The sequence below is a fragment of the Porifericola rhodea genome, from assembly GCF_030506305.1.
GTDB classification, from domain to species: domain Bacteria; phylum Bacteroidota; class Bacteroidia; order Cytophagales; family Cyclobacteriaceae; genus Catalinimonas; species Catalinimonas rhodea.
The window spans coordinates 1-19605 of record NZ_CP119421.1; the positions used below are offsets into that span (position 1 = coordinate 1).

Below are 19605 nucleotides of genomic sequence, written 5' to 3' on the forward strand. Positions count from 1 at the left end.
ATGAAGAAAAGATGGATCACCCTGCTTATTATTGTAGGAATAATTATTCTTATTCGCTTACTGCTGGAGCCTGTAGCCGAACATTACGTCAACCGAGAACTCAATAAACTGGAACATTACTCAGGAAGTATAGCTGATGTGGATATTCGCCTGTACCGTGGCGCATACAAAATAAAAGGTATAGAGATTAACAAAATCAGCAATGAAGTAGAAAAACCTTTTGTCAGTATTGATACTATGGATTTATCGGTACAGTGGGATGCCCTGCTCAAAGGTAGTATTGTCGGTGAGATATTAGTTATAAACCCTAAAGTAAATATGGTGGTCACTCCTACAGTGGAAGATGACAGCACCAGCGAACAGACCGGTGCAGAGGAGGACTGGACACAAACTGTTCAGAACCTGATTCCTTTAACCATTAACAGGTTTGAAATTAAAAGCGGGCGTCTCTCCTACTTTGACCCTAATGTTAATCCTGAAGTAGATATTTACCTGCATGAACTCAACTTACTGATAGAAAATATTAGTAATGTAAATGATAGTACAGATAAACTCCCCTCCTCTTTAAAGGCAAGTGCAGTCACAGTAGGAAATGGAGAGATAAGTCTGGATATGCAGATGAACGTTTTGAAAGAAATGCCTGACCTCAATGCTAATTTTGAATTGAAAAACCTGGATTTGACATCTCTTAATGATTTCATTAAAGCCTACGCGAATTTTGATGTTCATGCCGGCACTTTCACAACTATTACAGAATTACAGCTTACTGATGGACAACTAGATGGCTACATCAAACCATTTTTTGATAATCTGGATGTCTTTTCACTGGAAGAAGACCTTAAAGATGACAAAGGATTCTTTGGGAAAGCATGGGAAGCACTGGTAGGCCTGGGAGCGGAAAGCCTGGAAAATCAGCCACAGGACCAGGTGGCTACCCGTATTCCAATTCAGGGATCCTTAGATAAAATGGATCCGGACATCTCTAAAACGGTCTGGAATATCTTAAGAAATGCGTTTGTAGATGCCTTTGAAAAAGAGTTTGAACGAAGAGCAAAAGCTGATACTAATTAGGAATTTGTTTAAGAAAAGTACTAAAAGGCTTAATTTATAATCTTTCTGTGTATTTTTAAACAGCATCAGGCATTGACTGTTTGATAGCTAAACTTAACCAAACTTAACTTTTGCCTTATTCCACTGCATAACTTTTTCAGGAATGGGCTAATTCGCAAAATCGAGAAGATAGCATGAATAAACACACTTACGACTTTGGCGTAATAGGAAACTGCGCTTTTTTGGCTCTTGTACACAAAAACACTAACATCAACTGGCTATGCTGGCCTCGCTTCGACAGCAGCTTCGTCTTTGGAGGTTTGCTGGACGATGAAAAAGGAGGCGAGTTTAGCATTCTACCTTCTACCGACAACTTTAATTCTCATCAGTATTATATAGAAAATACCAACGTGCTTTGCACCGAAATAGAGAATGAAGATGGCAAGTACAGAGTAACCGATTTTGCTCCCCGCTTCTTCCAATATGACCGTTACTTTAAACCACTTATGCTCATTCGTAAGATTGAGCCCCTTTCGGGCACGCCACGCGTAAAAGTGAAGTGCGACCCAGTGGGTGAGTATGGGAGCTTAAAACCATCCATGAACCAGGCCAGTAACCACATTAAGTTTCTGGGTCTGCAAAGCGAAATTAGGCTGACTACCAATATCTCGCTAACCTACATACTGGAAGAGCAGCATTTTGTACTTAATGATACGCGTTATCTTGTACTTACTTATGGCGCACCGCTGGAAGCACCTGTAGAAAGCACTTCCGAAAACTTTCAACAAAAAACAGTAAACTACTGGCAGCACTGGGTAAAGAGTACCAGTATTAGTGATTTTTACCAGCAGCAGGTTATTCGCTCTGCTTTAGTTCTCAAAATTCATCAGTTTGAAGATACTGGCGGTATTATAGCTTCTACTACTACCAGCTTACCGGAAGCCCCCGGAAGTGGCAGAAACTGGGACTATCGCTATTGCTGGCTTCGCGATACGTATTATACACTTACAGCCTTTAACCATATTGGCCACTTTGAAGAGCTAGAGCGGTATTTCTACTACATTGCCAATATATCTGCCAGCCAGAAAAGTCGCTATCAGCCACTCTACTCAATTAGCGGCAGCGATCAGCTGATAGAGAAGATCATGGACCTTAAAGGGTATTTAGGAAACCAGCCCGTACGTGTGGGTAACCAGGCTTATGAGCATATTCAAAATGACGTATACGGACAGGTATTGTTATCTCTACTCCCACTTTATGTAGACCACCGTTTTATCAACGACGAGCGAGCAGGCTCCCAGAATCTAGTGTACGACGTGCTTCAAAAAATTGAGGAAGTGATGTATGAGCCAGATGCCGGACTTTGGGAGTTCAGAGACCTGAGCCAGTACCATTGCTATACTTACCTCTTCCACTGGGCGGGTAGCTCTGCCGCAATAAAAATTGCCAAACGCCTTGGCGATAAAGAGTTAGAGATTAAGGCTTCTAAACTGAAACAGGCCGCTGTTGATAAAATTGAAGAATGCTACGATCCAGAACGTAAGGTATACACTCAGGCCATTGGTACCAAAAACCTGGATGCCAGCACCCTACAACTCATTATGATGAATTATCTGGACGGCAACTCCGACAGGGCTAAAAATCACCTAAAAAGCCTGGAGAAGGAGCTTAAGTCAGAAGACGGGCTATTCTACCGTTACCTCCATATGGACGATTTTGGTATGCCCGAAACTACATTTTTGATCTGTGCTTTCTGGTATGTAGAAGCTCTGGCCTGTGTGGGGCGTGTAGATGAAGCTACCGAAACATTTGAAAACATTATGCAATACAGTAATCATCTGGGCTTGTTTAGCGAAGATGTGGATGCAGCTACTGGTAGCCAGTGGGGTAATTTCCCTCAGGCTTATAGCCATGTAGGCCTGGTAAATGCGGCTTACAGAATTGCTACGAAACTAGATGCTCCAGACTTTTTGGAATAGACTGTATAGCTCTTCAACATAGAAAAAGCCGGTTCATAAGAGCCGGCTTTCTTATTATTATCTGTCTCGTCCTAAAAACTAATATGCGATTAATGCCTTTAGCAGGTCTCTCACATCATGAAAAGTATTGACACTAAACCTTGCTGCTGAGGTTTTACTACCTACTTTGATGGTATAGGCATCTTTAGGCATGGCACGGAAGGTATCTTCATCAGTAAAATCATCACCAATCGCTACTACAAAGTCATAAGGATAATTCTCCAGCCACTGGGCTGCCGTACGTCCTTTGTTTACTTCTCTATCCTTAATTTCTACTACCATATCGCCTTCCAATACCTGAAGGTTGCTATTAGATGAGAGATACTTCAAATGGCTGGTAAGCTCACGGGTACGTAATTCTCCCAGCCCGGTCTCTACTTTACGGTAATGCCAGACTAAAGAATAATCTTTTTCTTCTATAAATGAACCAGGTGTACGGTTTACGTACAGTTCCAGCACCGGCAGTATTTCTTTCTTCCAATTGTTTTTCATAGCCGCAATGGTACGCCACTCAGAATCATGCTCTCGCATCCATACGCCATGCTCAGCAATCAGGTCTACCTGCTGATGCCCCAGCCATTCTTCTAAGGTGTCTTTGTCTCTGCCACTAATAATTATCACCCTGTTCTTCTCTTCTTTGGTAAGCTTTTTAATAATACCAATTAATTCCTCATCGGGTTTGGCATCTTTAGGATCGGGATGAAAACCGGAAAGTGTACCATCATAATCCAGAAAGATCAGCCGTTCATCAGCTTTAGAGAAGCTCATCAGCATTTTCTCCAGCGACAGCTCATCCATTTTACGTGTCTGCATACCTCGCTGCGCATTCTTAATATTATTAAGGCTGGTCATAAAGAGGTCTACCCAATGCGAAATATTGTAGCGCTTAAGCGAGTTTTGCATAATAGTGTTATGCATAATCTGCTCAGACTCAGGCATGGTCAGGGCCTTATGTATGGCATCTACAATCTGGTCTATATCATTAGGGTTAATAAGTATAGCATCTGAAAGCTCTTTGGAAGCACCACACATCTCACTCAAAATAAGCACTCCCTTCTTGTTGATTTTGCTGGCGATAAATTCTTTACACACCAGGTTCATACCATCACGCATAGGAGTAACCAAAGCAACATCAGCCATACGGTAGAATGCAGAGAGCTCTTCCAGCGGGAATGAACGGTAGAAGAAATGTACCGGCGTCCAGTTGATTTTACCAAATCGCCCGTTAATTCTACCCACCAGGCGATCCACCTCTTCTTTAAGCTCTTTATACTTGCCCACCTGATCGCGAGAAGGCACTACAACCATAATCAGGGAAACTTTGTCACGATACTGAGGGTAGCGTTCAAAGAACAACTCAAAAGCTCTCAGTCGCTGAGGAATACCTTTAGAATAATCCAGACGGTCTATAGACAGGATAAGCTTCTGATCTCCTAAAGAAATACGATAGTGCACTTCGCGCTCCAGCGCTTCAGGTGAGGCTGCGGCTTCTGCATATTTGTCATAATCAATTCCCATAGGGAAAGAGTCTACCATCACCGTACGATTGCCTACTACCACCTGCCCCTGGGTATTGCTCAGACCTGCCAGCCTGCTCACCGAACTCAGGAAGTGACGCATATCATCATAGGTATGGAATCCGATTAAGTCGGCACCCAATACACCATTTAAAATTTCGCGACGCCAGGGTAGCAGTCGGAATATCTCGTAAGAAGGAAAAGGTATATGCAGAAAAAAACCAATGCTGGCATCGGGAAAGCGCTCACGTAGCATGCCCGGCACTAACATTAGCTGATAATCGTGAATCCATAGGGTATCGTCAGGATCACATTTTTTGGCAATCTCATCCGCAAACTTACGATTTACACGTTTGTAAGCCTCCCACAGCTTAGGATCGTAAATAGCATATTGGATAAAATAGTGGAAATTAGGCCAGAGGGTTTCATTACTGAAGCCTTCATAAAAATCTTTGATGTCGTCTTCGGTAAGGAAGACGGGTATCATACTTTCTTTGGCAATAGCCTCTGTAATCTCGGCTTTTTCGTCTTTGCGGGTAGACACCAGTCCGGGCCAACCTATCCAAAGATTGTTTCCTTCTTTGTAGATAGAGCCTAAGCCGGTGGCTAATCCTCCGGCACTGGTATGGTATTCTAGTTGTTTTTTCTCATTTCTCTGAATTTTAATCGGCAAGCGATTAGAAACAATTATGGTTTTTGCCATGAGTTGCAGCTTGTTAGGTCAATAGTATATAAAAATTGCGAATCGTATCACTGATAAAAATAGGCATTAAGTTCTGCTACAAGAGGCAATGAAGTATTAATGCTTAAACTTAAAACTCCTCAACCTGATTTCTGTTAACTTTCTTTTGGTGTCCAAAGGAAAATCACCTCTCATCATCCAATCGTAATAAGCAGGTTCGGATTGCAGTACATCCAAGATAGGGCGATTCTTAAATTTACCAAAATTAAATACTTCTACCCCCTGATCATTCATGACAAAGCGACCAGCCAGATCTACCATTTTAGTGCTGGAGATATCGTGCAAAGACTTTACGTTATCCTGTATAATACCTACCTGATTTCCTTTGGCATCTACGACGGGTTTATTCAGATAACGTTCTACCTGAGCGAATAGCACTTCCATAGATGCTCGAGTGTCTGCTTCGGCACTGTGTGCATCTTCCAATGACTTTTTGCAATAAAACTCATAAGCAGCGGCAAGTGTCCTTTTCTCCATCAGATGGAAGATCTTTTGTGAATCTACCAGCTTACGGTTGCTAACATCAAATTCAATGTTTTCTCTCAAAAACTCTTCTACCAGCAGGGGAACATCAAAGCGAATTATATTGAATCCCGAAAGGTCGCAGCCCTCTAAAAATTTTGCCAGCTCTTTTGCCACCGACTTAAAAGGTGGCAGGTCTTTTACATCCTCATCATAAATGCCGTGGATCATGCTAGACTCAGCTGGTATCGGCATCTGCGGATTAACACGAACGTTCTTTTCTTCTGATTCACCATTCGGCAGTATCTTAATAATATGAATTTCAATAATTCGGTCGTTAGATACATTGGTACCGGTAGTCTCCAGGTCAAAAAATGCCAGCGGGTTCTTCAGCTTTAATTTCATAAGATTATTACTATCCTCTTTTAAGATTTATTTTCTATGATAGACTGCCCAAAGGCATTAAGGTCTAGACCTCCGTAGTTTCCGGAGCTCATGAGCAGTAGGTTTTTGTTGTTCCACTTCTGGCTCAGTAAAAACTCCTGAAGGCTTTGGCTATCAGTAAACACTTTAATGTCTTTTCTATTAAACGCTTCCTGTATTAGCTCGTCGGTAAGAGGCTCCAGCTTTTTATGGCGCGATACTTCCGGATTATGGTATACCACACCCAGGTCGGCATCTGAAAGGGTATCCTGGTACTGTCCTATAAACTCTTTATTCAAGCTGCTAAAGGTGTGCAGTTCCATACAGGCCACCAGCTCACGTTTAGGGTACTGCTGCTTTACTGCTTTAGTTGTGGCCTGTAGTTTTGATGGTGCATGGGCAAAATCTTTATACACCGAAGTAGTCTCGTCAGAAGCTATTAGTTCCAGTCGCTTGCTAGCCCCGGTAAAGCTGGGTATAGCCTGGTAAAAATCGCTTTTTTGAACTCCTATACGCATACAAACCTCCAGTGCGCCACTAATATTTTGCATATTATGATACCCAAAAAGTTGTATAGCCAGTTCTCCATCGTCGGTTTTCAGATAGGTAACCCCATCTTTTACTTTATGAGGGTGAGCTTTATATTCTATTCGGTTTACATCGGCTCTTTCTTTTCTACCAATCATGGTTGCCAGATCATCTTCTTCGCAATAAACCAGCGAACCAGCTTTGGGTGAGGCATCTGCAAAGAGCTCAAACTGACGTACATAATCATCCAGTGTGGGAAATACGTTGTAGTGGTCCCAGGCAATACCGCTGATCAGGCCAATGTGATGCTGGTATTTCAGGCACTTAGGAGAAAGGTCCAGAGGAGAGGTCAGATACTCGTCTCCCTCTATCACGATAATTGGTGCGTCACTCAGGCTTACCAACCCATCAACGGTAGCCGTTCTGGCTCCTAGTACATAGTCAAACTCACGCCCCAGATGCTGTAGCACGTGCAGTATAATAGATGTGATTGTCGTTTTACCATGGCTACCCGCTATTACAATACGCTGCTTGTCTTTGCTTTGCTCGTAAATGTATTCAGGGTAAGAGTACACCTTCAGCCCCATTTCCTGGGCTTTTTTTAGCTCAGGGTTATCAGGTCGGGCATGCATACCCAACACAATAGCATCCAGATCTTCAGTTATTTTTTCAGGAAACCAGCCAAACTGCTCGGGAAGAATGCCCTGCGCCTCTAATGCTGACTTTGCCGGATCATAAATTTCGTCATCAGATCCGCTAACTACTATACCTTTTTTGGCCAGATGCAACGCTAAATCGTGCATAACACTACCACCAATGGCGATAAAATGTACCCGGGAAATGTTGTTCTGCATAAAATTAATATTGATTATACCTCCTCAATTCCTAATTAGTGTTTCAAAATTAAGACAAAAACCCTTAGCGACAAATCACTGATTGGGTTTAGGATAGCATAATACGGTAAATAAGTCTAAGTGAGAAATGTAAGCTTTAGATTCAGGAATGATTATTTTTTTATTAAAATAGACCCATAAATTTCCGACGTACTGTAAGAAGTTATGCCGGATACTATTGCGGCTAGATAGCAGGGCACTTAGCGCAGGCACTATTTTTTGTAAAGAGAAGCGGTATATTTAGTCTACCTGCAACTGCTGCAACCGTATAAATAAATAAGCCATTTGCTCAGGAGTGCGACTGGCTGATAGTAGAAGAATTTTCCTTTTTATCATTGTAACATAATATTTATGTACCAGCTTAAAAGAATTTTGGTGTGTGTTGACCTCAGCGCTATGGATGAAGATGTCATCCGCTATGCCGCAGAGATGGCTAAGATCACTGAGGCCGACAGCGTTTATTTTTTACATGCCGCCAAAGACCTCAACCTACCCGAAGAACTTGCAGACAAATATCAGGACGTACTGGCACCTGTAGACGAAACGCTGAAACATCAGGTGCAGGATACGGTAGATAAATACTTCAGTAAGCAAAACGGAACCGATATTGAAATAGATATTCTGGAAGGCAAACCTACCGATACGGTACTTAAATTTGCCAAAAGAAAAAACGTAGACCTGATTGTATTAGGTAAACATACCAGCAAAGGCAAACCAAAAATAAATCAGGGCAAAATAGCTGAGCTTAGCCACTGCTCTGTACTTTTTGTGCCTAAAGGTGCGGATATTCAGGTACATAGTATTATGGTAGCCGCTGACTTCTCGGATAATGCCAAGCGGGCTATGGAGCAGGCAATTCATATCAAAGAAAAGAAGAAGGACGTTACCATTTACAGTCACCATGTGTATACGGTACCTCACGGCTACCACAAAACCGGAAAAAGCTACGAGGAGTTTGCAGAGATTATGAAAGGACATGCAGAAAACGACTCTCATAAGTTCTTTAAAAAGCATGAGTTAGATGAGAATGTTTGCGAAACGCACTATACCCTAAGCGAAGATGATAAAATCCATGATGAGCTAAATGACTTTGCGGTAGACAAAAACGCAGATATGATTATGATTGGTTCTCAGGGAAGAACAGCCGCGGCTTCTATACTTCTGGGTAGCGTAGCTGAGCAGATTTTGCATTACGAAAACAATATCCCTGTTTTTATCGTCAAGAAGAAGAACGATAATATGAGCTTTTTTGAAGCCTTGCTCAAGATTTAGGCATAGCGCAAACAACTTACAACTGCTGTAGTTGAATACTTAAATTTTGAGCTAAGCCTTATTTTTTAACTTCATGCTTACAGCAGTTCTTATAGGTTATTTTCTAGCCTTAATATGTGCCATTTTTTATAAGCAGCAACCCAAAATAATAGGATATGTATCTGCTGCCGGGGTAGCCTGCCTGGCAGTCTATTTCTTTTCATTCTGGGGAAAAATACATGAGCAGTCCGCGCTGGATTTTTCATATGCCTGGGTACCTAGCCTGGACCTCAACCTTAGTTTTTATCTAGACGGATTAAGCCTGTTTTTCACGCTGCTTATCACTGTTTTTGGGGCACTTATCTTACTTTACAGCACCGCCTATATGGAAGGCGAGGCCCATGCCAACCGCTTTTTTGCCTATATGCTCACCTTTATGGCATCTATGTTGGGGCTGGTGCTTTCCGGTAATTTAATTCAGCTGTATATTTTCTGGGAGCTAACCAGTATCAGTTCTTTTCTGCTCATCAGCTATAAACATGAAGACGCTGAAGCCCAAAGCTCTGCAATGCAGGCTCTTCTGGTAACCGCTGGTGGAGGGCTTGCACTGCTCGCCGGCCTTATTCTCATAGGGGTATCGGCAGAATCATTTAGTATAGCCGATGTACTTAGTACTGACTTACAGCAGAGTCCCTATATTACTGCTATCATACTACTGGTACTACTGGGCAGCTTTACCAAATCCGCACAGTTTCCCTTTCACTTCTGGTTGCCTAACGCTATGGCAGCTCCTACACCGGTAAGCGCCTATTTACACTCTGCCACTATGGTAAAGGCAGGTATATTTTTACTATTCCGTTTTCAGGAAGTATTAGCAGTTTCTGCATTATGGTCAGATTCGCTTATGCTGGTAGGTAGTACTACTATGCTTTTTGCAGCAGTAATGTCATTTGTGCAGTACGATATCAAAAAGATATTAGCCTACATTACCGTTAGTGCCCTTGGTCTGATGGTAGCAGCCATTGGAATTGGGACCGAAGAGGCACTTAAAGCCGCTCTGGTCTACCTGTTAGTGCATGCGCTATATAAAGGTGCTCTTTTTCTGGTAGCTGGCAATGTAGACCACGAGGCGGGCACTAAAGATATACGGAAGCTTGGAGACTTAGCCCGGCATATGCCCTGGACAGCTGCCGCAGCGGCTATGGCCAGCATAGCCATGGCAGGACTTCCTCCTGCCCTAGGCTTTATCGGTAAAGAAAAACTCTACGAAAGCACACTCCACGCTCCAAGCTTTTCTGTATTGTTAACCATCGCAGCCTTTCTAACCAGCGCGCTATACGTAGCCATAGCAGTAATTATAGGCTGGGGACTATTCTTTGGTAATAAAGATGAAGCTTCTCCTAAAAACCCTCACCCTGCCCCATTTAGTATGTTTTTTCCACCAATACTCATGGCAGGGGCTGGCCTGAGCTTTGGTTTTCTTAACCATATGCTCTCAATTGACCTGCTGAGCCCGGCGGCAAGTGTAATTATAGGTAAAGCTACAGAAATTGAACTGGGCCTATGGCATGGATTCAACTGGGTATTGGCTTTGAGTCTACTGACCTTTGCCGTTGGCTTTACCATCTATGTCCTACGAACTAAACTTGGTAAAGGCCTCCATTTTGCCCGTCATGAATATGCTTATGCCCCGGAGCAGCTTTACTTTAAAGGCCTGAACAGCCTGCAATCCTTTGCTGTCAAGGTGAATATGGTACTACAGAATGGTTATTTGAGAAACTACCTGTTTACTATTTTTAGCTTTTTGGTATTGGTGGTGGGTACTACATACATAGGTCTGGGCCTGTTTCCAGAAGAAACCTCAATTACGCTCCCTTTAAGTTTTTCCGGGGTCTACGAGTTTGTGCCATACCTACTCATTTTAATGGGCATGTATATCATTTTTACTACACGCTCTCGCTTAAACTTATTGCTGGCTGCCAGCATGCTGGGTTTTGGAGTTGCCACCATCTTCGCTTTTTTTAGTGCGCCAGATGTATCTATGACTCAGTTTCTGGTAGAAACAATTACCCTGGTATTTTTCATGCTTATCCTTAACCGTTTGCCTCGTAAACTGCTGGATACTGGTAAGAGAAGAAGGAAGGCAGGGCAGATTATCCTTTCTGTACTATTCGGAGGGCTGATGAGCCTGATTCTGCTCAGTATAAATGAGGTACCTCTGGCATCTCCCTTAAAAGAGTACTACCTATCTCAAAGTTACCCTAAAGCTAAAGGTGAAAATGTGGTAAACGTTATCCTGATAGACTTTAGGGCACTGGACACCATGGGAGAGATTACCGTACTGGCCATTACAGCAATTGGTATACTGGCATTGAGCAGCCTTAACCTAAAAGAAGAAGAAAAATGAGAACGATAATCCTCTCCAAAGCTATTAGCTTGCTCTTACCTGTCTTCATACTTGTCTCCATTTATGTATTTTTTAGGGGACATGCTCAGCCCGGCGGGGGCTTTATTGCCGCACTTATTGCTGCTATAGGTTTTATTCTACACATGATGGCTTTTGGGGTACAAACCACTTATAAAAAATATCACATCAATGCTTTTGCCCTTATAGGCAGTGGTTTATTATTCGCTTTTTCTGCCAGCATATTACCCTTACTATTGGGAGCACATTTTCTGGAAGGGCTGTGGTTTCCCTTCAAAATACCCCTTATCGGAAAAGTGGGTACACCCACCCTTTTTGATTTGGGTGTTTACCTGCTTGTTATAGGAATTACCTTAAAAATTGCTACTAACCTATTTGAAGAAACAGACTGATGGAAATTATCATGACGATAATCACTGGTGTACTGTATGCTGCGGGAGTTTACCTGCTCATGCAACGCAGCTTTATTAAGCTGGTCATCGGGATTATACTTTTTGCGCATGCCAGCAACTTTTTCCTGTTTACTGCCGGAGGCATTACCAGAGCTATGCCAGCCTTTGTGCACAACGGGCAGCCGGATGTAGAGAAACTGGCAGACCCATTACCACAGGCCCTGATACTTACGGCTATCGTAATTGGCTTAGGTATTCAGGCATTTGCGATTGTACTACTCAAACGTGTATACCATGTTACGGGTACCAGCGATCTGGATAAATTAAGAACAACTGACCGGGAGGAGGAGCATGCCTGATCATATTCTGATACTTGCCCCTTTACTAGCCCCTTTACTCGGAGGTGTGTTCTGTATTTTTTTCTGGAAAAACCTTAAAGTTCAACAAACTATTTATCTGCTGGCAACAAGCTTTACCCTACTTATGGGTCTGGCTCTGCTGCAGAGAGTAGATGAGCAAGGTATTATTTCTCTTCAGGCTGGTAACTGGGAAGCGCCCTTTGGTATTACTTTGGTCGTAGATATGTTGAGTGCGCTTATGCTAAGTGCCAGTGCCCTGTTGGGCATGGTCATCCACTTTTTTTCCTTATCACATACCAGCGTAACGCTAGAACGTAAGCATTTCGGCTACTATCCTGCCTTGCTCCTGATGCTGTTTGGTATTCATGGTGCCCTGATAACCGGCGATATATTTAATCTTTATGTATGGTTTGAGGTTATGCTGATTTCCTCTTTTGTACTGCTTACTCTGGGCGGAGAAGAAGGACAACTGGAAGGGGCGGTTAAATATGTGACGATCAATTTTATTGCTTCCAGCCTGTTTCTGGCAGGCATAGGTATACTTTATGGCATTAGCGGAAGTACTAATATGGCTCAGCTATCTGTATATCTGCATGCAGAGGATATTTCTCCCATAGTATATGTGGGCTTTCTCTTTTTTCTCATCAGTTTCGGGATCAAAGCCGCACTTTTCCCCCTCTTTTTCTGGCTACCGGCTTCCTATCATACTCCGCCTATTGCTATCTCTGCGATAATAGCAGGGCTACTAACCAAGGTAGGAATCTACGCCCTCTTTCGGACAGCTATATTTATCTTCCCTTCGGATATGCCCATCTTTCAGAATCTGATTTTGTGGCTTGCCGGACTAACAATGCTTAGCGGAATGATGGGCGCTTTAGCACAGCAGGATTACCGCAAAATACTCTCCTACCTTATCATAAGCCATATGGGCTACATGGTAATGGGACTGGGCATAGGCACACAACTAGCCATTAGCGGAGCAGTATTTTATATTCTACACAGCATTATTGTAAAGTCTAACCTCTTTTTTATGGGCGGGCTCATCGGGAAGTTCAGCAAAACATTTGACCTGACAAAAGCAGGAGGCTTGTACAAGAAGCTGCCTATCTTATCTAGCTGCTTTTTTATCTCTGCCATGTCATTATCAGGAATTCCCCCACTCAGCGGCTTCTGGGGAAAGTATGTGCTAGCCAGAGCTGGTCTGGAGCAGCAAGACTACTGGATAGTGGGTGTTGCCTTACTTACTGGTCTGCTTACGCTTCTCTCTGTAGGAAGGGTATGGCTCAAAATGTTTTTAAAGTCGGCTGAAAGTAAAACTGTAGAACCCCAGATGAGCGAAAGATACTTCTCTGCCCAGCACCCAGGTATGTACAGCACTGTTCTTTTGCTGATGCTATTGGTACTAGCGATGAGCTTTTACCCTGAGCCATTTGTACAGTGGTCAGAAACGGCTGCTCAGCATCTGCTAAACCGCGAACTGTATATTGAAGAAGTCTTAGGGACAATAGATCAAACAAATGAGCATGCATCTAATTAAACTGATATGTGGGTATATCTTATAAACATTATCCTTGCCGGGGCTATCACTAAAATACTTCATGAGGAGTCAGGGTTTTTTCAGAAGTCGGGACTACTCTCACTGGCCTTATTTGTTGTCAGTTTTATTCTTTTGTGCGTAATAGCAGGCATTTTCAGAAAAAAATACATCACACAGATTTACCTCTCCAGTGGGCTTTTTCTGTTTTTTTTGAAAGAGCTGGTAGTAGCAAATCTTAAAGTAAGCTACGAAGTACTAAGCCCGGGCAGTAACCTACACCCGGCAGTAATTACTGTGCCTCTTGACTTAAGCACTGACCTGGAGATTATGCTACTTGCCAATATGATTACCCTAACACCCGGCACATTGAGTCTGGATGTGTCAGAAGATAAGAAGAAGCTTTATGTACATACCCTGTACAGTGACGAAAGCCGGGAAGTTTTCCGTAAAAATATAAAGCAGGGATTTGAGAAAAAGATACTAGCAATTAACCAACTATAAATGGAAACTATATTTACCATAAGCTTACTCATGATGGTAGTGGCCTCCATACTGATAAGCTACCGTTTTGTTAAAGGCCCCAGTATTGTAGACCGCCTTACGGCTCTGGACCTGATGTCTTATAACCTGATAGCCATTATAGCGCTCTACGCTGCACTTAGCGAGGATACCTTGCTGATAGATGCTGCCGTGGTACTTTCGCTTATTGCTTTTCTGGGTACCCTGGCTTTTGCGTATTACCTTATCAATCAAAGTAAACCATGATCAATATTGTAGCAGCTATATTTATACTGTCGGGAATCGCTTTTATGATGATCGCCGCAATAGGTATTATTCGCTTTCCTGATTTCTACATTCGTATGTCGGTAGTTACTAAAGCTTCTACCATCGGCCTGGGACTTTTACTTACCGGCGTAGGAATTTACTTTAATACCTTAGAAACAATTATCAAGACGATATCTATCTCTTTATTTATTGTACTCAGCTCTCCTATATCGGCTCATGTAATAGCTAAAGCTGCCAGCCTGGTACGTGTTCCTTTCTGGAACAAGACAAATCTGGACGATTATATTGAAGCTAAAGAAACCCCTGACGACCCCAGATATGTAGAGCACAATTATGGTAGCTCGTCCAAAGAAAAAAGCAAAAAAATATAAGGAGTAAGCGAACTAAAATCTCTCATAAAACTGCTTACTACTCTGAAGAAAATTATTTAATATTGCCTCCCTTTTTTCGGGAAGGGCTGTCATAATTAGCAACGCAAAAATATTTATAGAATGAATGTCAGTGAGTTAGATCAAATTTTGGGGCATGCATTCGTAAGGCGTTGCGACTAAGACACAAATTTTCGTAAATTATAAATCACTTCAAAGCGAGAAACCCAACACAACCACTAACATGGCTATGAGCAGCGATAATCCAGGCAGTAGAGCGACTAACCAGAAAAACAGAAGAAACAGGATTGAAGGCTACCTCAATAAAGCCGGCATCAATAGCGGTATGGGGAAACTTCCTCCTCAGGCCACCGATTTAGAAGAAGCCGTGTTGGGAGCACTTATGCTGGAAAAAGAGGCTCTGACTACCGTACTTGAGATTTTACAGGTAGACAGCTTCTACAAAGACAGTCATAAGGAAATTTATAAAGCCATACTTCAGCTCTTTGACAATTCAGAGCCTATAGATATACTTACAGTAACCAACCAGCTTCGTAAGCTGGGCACTTTAGAGTTTGCTGGTGGAGCCTTTTATGTGAGTGGCCTTACCCAGAAGGTAAACTCGGCAGCTAACGTTGAGTTTCATGCCCGTATTATTTCCGAGATGGCCATTAAGCGTGAGCTCATCACTATTGCTTCTGAAATAGAGCAGGAAGCTTATGAAGACACTACCGATACTTTTAGCCTGCTAGACAAAGTAGAACAAAAGATTTTTGGCGTATCCGAATCTAATATTCGTAAAAATTATGCGGATATGCGCTCTATCATGCGAAATGCTATTAACGAACTGGAAGCCAAGAAACACCGAAAAGATGGACTAACCGGAGTACCTACCGGCTTTACTGCTCTGGACAGAGTTACCTCTGGCTGGCAAAAATCTGACCTGGTAATTATTGCAGCTCGTCCGGGTATGGGTAAAACCGCATTTGTACTTTCTGCCCTGCGAAACGCAGCTGTTGATTTTGGGCACCCGGTAGCCATCTTCTCTCTGGAGATGTCGTCCGTACAGCTCGTTAATCGTCTTATCTCAGCCGAGGCACAATTGGAAAGTGAAAAAATTAAGAAAGGAAACCTGGCAGATTTTGAATGGGAGCAATTGTATCACAAAACAGCTGACCTTACGGAAGCTCCTATCTTTATAGATGATACCCCTGCTCTCTCTATTCGGGAGCTGCGCTCTAAATGTAGAAGGCTTAAAGCACAGCACAATATTGAGCTTATCATTATTGACTACTTGCAGCTTATGTCTGGAGATAGCAGTAAGGGCAACCAGGGTAACCGTGAACAGGAGATCGCCTCCATTTCTCGAGCGATGAAAAATATCGCTAAAGAACTAGATGTTCCAGTACTGGCCCTGTCTCAGCTTAGCCGTGCAGTAGAAACTCGTGGTGGCGATAAGCGACCTCAGTTATCCGACTTAAGGGAATCCGGATCAATTGAGCAGGATGCCGATATGGTAATGTTCCTCTATCGCCCAGAATACTATGGTATTACTGAAGATGAGGACAATCAGCCAGTACAAGGCACCGGTGAGGTAATTATAGCCAAGCACCGTAATGGTTCGCTGGAAACTGTACGTCTCAAATTTATTGGAAAATACACTAAGTTTACCGACTTAGATGACACCTCTTTTGATGGAAATACTTATGGCAATCAATTGGTAAGCGCCGGTAATTCTGAGGCTTTTAACGATCCCGGTATCATGACTTTTTCAAGCAAGGCCAATAACCGTTTTAAGCCTTCTGATGACTCATTTAAGCCTGATGATCCTGATGAAGGAGCACCTTTTTAGCAAGCAATTATTAACTTACAGCTCTTTTATGAGCTGTTTTTTTGTTTTTAATCTATAAGCATATGAGTATCTCCATCGCAGATATGCGACAAGATTATTCCCGTCAGTCACTGGATGTGAGTGATGTACTAAGCCATCCTATACAACAGTTTGAAAAGTGGTTTAACGAAGCCCGACAGTCGGAATTGCCTGAACCTAACGCTATGCACCTTTCTACGGTAAGCGCTGAAGGTAAGCCATCAGGAAGAGTAGTATTGTTAAAAGGCATAGAAAAAGAAGCTTTTGTGTTTTATACTAACTACCAGAGCAGCAAGGGCAAAAACCTGGCGCATACACCCTGGGCATCCCTTACTTTTTTCTGGATAGAGTTGGAAAGGCAGGTCCGAATAGAAGGTAGCGTAGAAAAAGTGGCTGCGGATACTTCAACCCAATATTTCCATAGCCGCCCCAGGGGCAGCCAGATTGGAGCCTGGGTATCGCCACAGAGTGAGGTAATCGCGGACAGAGACTTTTTGGAAAAGCGAAAACTAGAGCTGGAGCGGCAGTTTGAAGGCAAAGAAGTACCACGCCCCGAACATTGGGGAGGCTATGCAGTAATACCTCAGACAATAGAATTCTGGCAGGGACGCCCCAGCCGCCTGCATGACCGAATTCGCTATTCTAAAATTGCGGATAAGGGCTGGAAGATAGAAAGACTAGCACCATGACGATATTATTGGTAAATTCGCATTTATCGACATCTAAAATTTTTACAACTTATGCAATCCACGCAAGCAAATACGAATACATCTGCTACGCCTAAAGAACTTGATGAAGCCTATTACCTTAAGGTTTTTAAACGCTACCCACTGGTTTTATCTCATGGTGAAGGAGCAAAAGTATGGGATACCTCTGGCAAAGAATATATAGATGCCCTGGCAGGAATTGCAGTAAACGGAGTAGGACACTGCCACCCTAAAGTGGTTGAAGCTGTACAGCAGCAGGCTGGCAAGCTAATGCATATCTCCAACCTGTTTATCAGTGAGCCCCAAATGAAGCTGGCGCAAAAGCTAGTAGAGATTTCCGGGCTAGACCGCGTATTTTTTACTAACTCTGGGGCTGAGTCTAACGAGTTGGCGATTAAGCTGGCCCGCAAATATGGACACACCAAAGGTCGCGGTGGCGAAATTATTACCATGGATGGCTGTTTTCATGGGCGTACACTAGCTACTATTGCCGCTGGTCGCCCTAAGTATCAAAAAGGCTTTGAACCTATACCATCTGGCTTTAAGCTGATAGATTTTAATGACATTAATGCTGTTAAAGAAGCGATAACTGAGCAAACCGCCGCTATCATGGTGGAGCCTATACAGGGCGAAGGTGGTATACACCCAGCTGACGCAGCCTTCTTAAAAGAGCTGAGAGCTCTTTGCGATGAGCATAGCATCGCTTTAGTATTTGATGAAATACAAACGGGAATGGGCCGTACCGGAGAGTTCTTTGCTTTTCAGGGCTACGGTGTCATGCCTGATATCATGTCTTTGGCCAAGTCTTTAGGAGGTGGTTTTCCTATTGGGGCATTGCTGGCTCGCGAGCATGTAGCCGAAGCTCTGGACTTTGGCGACCATGGTACTACCTTTGGAGGTAACCCACTGGGGTGTGCTGCTGCCTTGGCTACTATTGAAGCTATAGAAGAAGAAGGGCTTCGTCAGAAAGCTAGTGAAAATGGTACTGCCATTATGGAGCGTTTGCGCAAAGAGGCAAAATCTGAAGAGGCTATTAAAGATGTAAGAGGCAAAGGACTAATGATAGGTATAGAACTTAGTATAGCCTCTCGCCCCGTAGTTATGAAAATGATGGAAAAAGGTGTAATTGCCAATGCCATAGGAGAAAACATAGTAAGATTCGTTCCTCCTCTGGTAATTAACATGGATGAGCTTAATACTACCGTAGATGTACTACTGGAAAGTATTAAAGAGAGCAAATAGTATATTTTAACTCAACCAGCCTTATTCTCCTCCGCTGGTTGAGTTCTTTTCCTCTTCTTTTTTCTTTTTCTTATCTTTCCCTCCAAACAGATTTAGAATCCAGCTATTGTTAATCTTATCTGTAGTCTTGTCTATACTCGCGGAAGTCTGCTTTACCTGATTAACAGTTTCACCTATATCTTTGGCCAACGTAGAGTCGGTCAGAATTTTATCTACTGCTCCTTTATCATTATTTAGCTTTTCACTAAACTCCAAAGCATTACGTGCTACAGCAGTAGAAATAGTTCCTACTTTAGAAAGAGAGTCAATCAGAATTTCTACTTTTCTAGCCGTTTCACGATCGGCCATGAGCTTACCCAGTACACCCTCACCATTTCTGGTACGTGATGCAAGAGCATCAACATCCTGCAATATGCTCTGAACATTATTACTCGCCATTTCAAAAGAGGTAATGATACTCTCTACCTGTTCGGCATTAACCGTATCAGCAACCAGGTTTCCAAGTACGCCTTTCCCCTGCTCTATTCTTCCACTAATTTTCGCAAGGTTATCTGCTATTTCCATGGCGCTCTCACTCGTCTTATTGAGGTTTGCCATAATATCTTCTATGCTAGCCGGAGAAGTAGTATTGAGCTGATCTCCATCACTAACGCTGCTTTCTCCCTGCGAGCCCGAACTAATTGTAACAATCTTATTACCCATCAGCCCAGCCGTAGATATAGCGGCTACAGCATCTTTCTTTACAAAACGGCTAGCTCTTTCTTCAAGAAGAAGAGTTGTTTTAACAGCAGAATCATTCTCCAGAACTACGTTCTCCACAGTACCAATGTTAATACCTGAAAAACGTACCTGACTACCAATTTGCAGACCTTCTACATTGTTAAAAGTAGCAGTTATACGAATGTTAGAGCCAAATAAATTTTGTCGGGCACCAATAAAAAATATGGCAGCCACAAATATGAGTAACCCAAGGATTACGAATATTCCTAATTTTATATTTTTTCTTTTGCTATCATCCATAGCTTAATGTGTTAA

17 protein-coding genes are annotated in these 19605 nt (G+C 42.7%); 13 read left to right on the top strand and 4 right to left on the bottom strand.

Going from position 1 to position 19605, the window contains the following annotated elements; genetic code table 11:
* On the top strand, positions 1–1071 hold the full coding sequence (locus PZB74_RS00005; RefSeq protein ID WP_302239729.1) for a DUF748 domain-containing protein: 1071 nt from the start codon (positions 1–3) through the stop codon (positions 1069–1071).
* Between the two features lie 173 nt (positions 1072–1244).
* The gene (locus PZB74_RS00010) at positions 1245–3029 is read left to right on the top strand and encodes a glycoside hydrolase family 15 protein (RefSeq protein ID WP_302239731.1); all 1785 of its coding nucleotides are present in this window, start codon (positions 1245–1247) and stop codon (positions 3027–3029) included.
* A gap of 78 nt (positions 3030–3107) precedes the next feature.
* On the opposite strand, the gene PZB74_RS00015 is transcribed toward PZB74_RS00010, so the two are convergent.
* The 3 genes from PZB74_RS00015 to PZB74_RS00025 form a co-directional block, all read right to left on the bottom strand.
* Positions 3108–5288 (bottom strand): bifunctional alpha,alpha-trehalose-phosphate synthase (UDP-forming)/trehalose-phosphatase, encoded by a 2181-nt coding sequence (locus PZB74_RS00015; RefSeq protein WP_302239733.1) that lies wholly within the window; start codon positions 5286–5288, stop codon positions 3108–3110.
* Positions 5289–5384: 96 nt separating this feature from the next.
* On the bottom strand, positions 5385–6194 hold the full coding sequence (locus PZB74_RS00020; RefSeq protein ID WP_302239735.1) for a 3'-5' exonuclease: 810 nt from the start codon (positions 6192–6194) through the stop codon (positions 5385–5387).
* 20 nt (positions 6195–6214) lie between these two features.
* Complete coding sequence (locus tag PZB74_RS00025; protein ID WP_302239736.1) at positions 6215–7594, bottom strand: UDP-N-acetylmuramate--L-alanine ligase; 1380 nt, start codon at positions 7592–7594, stop codon at positions 6215–6217.
* 390 nt (positions 7595–7984) lie between these two features.
* Here PZB74_RS00025 and PZB74_RS00030 point away from each other — a divergent pair, with 390 nt between their 5' ends.
* The 11 genes from PZB74_RS00030 (at position 7985) to PZB74_RS00080 (ending at position 18570) form a co-directional block, all read left to right on the top strand.
* Positions 7985–8905, top strand: coding sequence for a universal stress protein (locus PZB74_RS00030; protein WP_302239737.1), 921 nt, complete (start codon positions 7985–7987; stop codon positions 8903–8905).
* Between the two features lie 73 nt (positions 8906–8978).
* Positions 8979–11291, top strand: coding sequence for a hydrogen gas-evolving membrane-bound hydrogenase subunit E (gene mbhE, locus PZB74_RS00035; RefSeq protein WP_302239738.1), 2313 nt, complete (start codon positions 8979–8981; stop codon positions 11289–11291).
* Positions 11288–11701 carry an MnhB domain-containing protein gene (locus PZB74_RS00040; RefSeq protein ID WP_302239739.1) on the top strand — a complete coding sequence of 138 codons (414 nt, stop codon included), beginning with the start codon at positions 11288–11290 and terminating at the stop codon, positions 11699–11701. Before mbhE ends, PZB74_RS00040 begins: the two co-directional genes overlap by 4 nt.
* A gap of 11 nt (positions 11702–11712) precedes the next feature.
* Complete coding sequence (locus PZB74_RS00045) at positions 11713–12060, top strand: NADH-quinone oxidoreductase subunit K (RefSeq protein WP_302239740.1); 348 nt, start codon at positions 11713–11715, stop codon at positions 12058–12060.
* The gene (locus PZB74_RS00050; RefSeq protein WP_302239742.1) at positions 12053–13597 is read left to right on the top strand and encodes a proton-conducting transporter transmembrane domain-containing protein; all 1545 of its coding nucleotides are present in this window, start codon (positions 12053–12055) and stop codon (positions 13595–13597) included. The genes PZB74_RS00045 and PZB74_RS00050 overlap by 8 nt, the downstream gene beginning before the upstream one ends.
* A gap of 6 nt (positions 13598–13603) precedes the next feature.
* Complete coding sequence (locus tag PZB74_RS00055) at positions 13604–14098, top strand: Na+/H+ antiporter subunit E (protein ID WP_302239744.1); 495 nt, start codon at positions 13604–13606, stop codon at positions 14096–14098.
* Positions 14099–14362 carry an MrpF/PhaF family protein gene (locus PZB74_RS00060; RefSeq protein ID WP_302239745.1) on the top strand — a complete coding sequence of 88 codons (264 nt, stop codon included), beginning with the start codon at positions 14099–14101 and terminating at the stop codon, positions 14360–14362.
* A complete protein-coding gene (mnhG, locus tag PZB74_RS00065; RefSeq protein ID WP_302239747.1) occupies positions 14359–14754 on the top strand; it encodes a monovalent cation/H(+) antiporter subunit G in 396 nt (131 codons plus the stop codon). The genes PZB74_RS00060 and mnhG overlap by 4 nt, the downstream gene beginning before the upstream one ends.
* Before the next feature lie 247 nt (positions 14755–15001).
* Positions 15002–16603, top strand: coding sequence for a replicative DNA helicase (gene dnaB / locus PZB74_RS00070; RefSeq protein ID WP_302239748.1), 1602 nt, complete (start codon positions 15002–15004; stop codon positions 16601–16603).
* A 62-nt stretch (positions 16604–16665) separates the two neighbouring features.
* Complete coding sequence (pdxH, locus tag PZB74_RS00075) at positions 16666–17310, top strand: pyridoxamine 5'-phosphate oxidase (protein WP_302239750.1); 645 nt, start codon at positions 16666–16668, stop codon at positions 17308–17310.
* A gap of 51 nt (positions 17311–17361) precedes the next feature.
* Complete coding sequence (locus tag PZB74_RS00080; RefSeq protein WP_302239751.1) at positions 17362–18570, top strand: aspartate aminotransferase family protein; 1209 nt, start codon at positions 17362–17364, stop codon at positions 18568–18570.
* A 21-nt stretch (positions 18571–18591) separates the two neighbouring features.
* Here PZB74_RS00080 and PZB74_RS00085 read toward each other — a convergent pair whose 3' ends face one another.
* Positions 18592–19590: an MlaD family protein gene (locus PZB74_RS00085; RefSeq protein ID WP_302239753.1), complete on the bottom strand. Its 999-nt coding sequence runs from the start codon at positions 19588–19590 to the stop codon at positions 18592–18594.
* Between the last annotated feature and the right edge of the window lie 15 nt (positions 19591–19605).